This is a genomic window from Thalassovita autumnalis, assembly GCF_001458255.1.
Classification (GTDB): domain Bacteria; phylum Pseudomonadota; class Alphaproteobacteria; order Rhodobacterales; family Rhodobacteraceae; genus Thalassobius; species Thalassobius autumnalis.
In genome coordinates, this window is sequence record NZ_CYSB01000031.1 from 1 (window position 1) to 1,255 (window position 1,255).

A 1,255-nucleotide genomic window follows, 5' to 3' on the forward strand; every position below is an offset into this window, starting at 1 on the left:
TGAAGTGGTCCCACCTTTTCGGACAGTTTTGCAGCTTTGCTAAGGTGTATCGGGTTTAGGTTTCATGCTGCTTTCTGCTCTTCCAAGCCTGCCCAATATGCGTCGTCGGGTGTCTGTCGATCAAGCGCAGAATGAGGCCGTCTATTGTTGTAGAAAGCCATCCAGTCCTTGATGATGCGTCGAGCCTGGAAGCCATCGGAGATTTCCTCAAGGTATATGGCCTCCTGCTTTAGAGATCGCCACAGGCGTTCGATGAAGATGTTATCGAGATATCTTCCCCGACCGTCCATCGAGATGCGCACGCCCACCTCGGTCAGCGTGGTGATCCAGACCGATCCGGTAAACTGGCTGCCCTGATCCGTATTCATGATCTCGGGCGGTCCGTGTTTGGCCATGGCCTCCTTCAATGCTTCGACGCAGAAGTCGGCGTGCATCGTGTTCGACAATCGCCAGCTCAGCACCTTACGCGTCGCCCAATCCATGATGGCCACCAAGTAGAGGAAGCCGTTCTTGACCGGCACGAACGTGATATCGGCGCACCAGACCTGATTGGGTCGGTCAATCTGCATCTTTCTCAGCAAATATGGATAGACCGGATGCTGTGGGTGTCGCTGGCTGGTCCGAGGCCGTTTGTAGATCGCTTCCAGACCCATCTTGGCCATCAGCCGCCGGACGCGGTGACGCCCGACGACCGTGCCTTCTCTTCGCAGATAGGCTGCGATCTGGCGTGACCCGAAGAACGGATACTTCGTGAATACCCGGTCAATTTCTTTCATCATTTCCAACGTGTCAGCGTCGATCCCGACCGGCGTGTAGTAGAATGCAGACCGGCTCAAGCTCACGAGCTTACATTGCTGGCTGATGCTCAGCTTGGGGTGGTCGCGCTGAACCATCGACCGCTTCTTTGCCGGGCTCACTTTTTGAGCCCTTCCGACAAAAAATCGTTCTCAACCGCCAGCCTCCCGATCTTGGCATGCAGCTCCTTGATATCGGCTTCGGTCGGGCCACTCTGCTTCCCGCCTGAGAACACATCTGCCATTCCGTCGATGGCCTGCCGCTTCCAGGTGCTGACCTGGTTTGGGTGCAGTTGATGCTTCGCGGCAATCTCCTGCACGGTCTTGTCGCCCCGCAGCGCTTCCAACGCCACCTTGGCCTTAAACTGATCTGTAAAGTTCCGGCGCTTTGCCATTCTCGTATCCCTTCAAAGGTTTGGGATACACCTTAGCTGACTGTCCAGTTTTCTGGGACCACTTCA

At 55.7% G+C, this 1,255-nt stretch carries 1 protein-coding gene; it reads right to left on the reverse strand.

The features are described from left to right. Nucleotides 1–62: 62 nt before the first annotated feature. A protein-coding gene (locus TL5118_RS12970) for an IS3 family transposase (RefSeq protein ID WP_106404309.1) occupies nt 63–1,189 on the reverse strand; the annotation gives its coding sequence in 2 pieces (ribosomal slippage) (nt 63–919 and nt 919–1,189; 1,128 coding nt in all). Between the last annotated feature and the right edge of the window lie 66 nt (nt 1,190–1,255).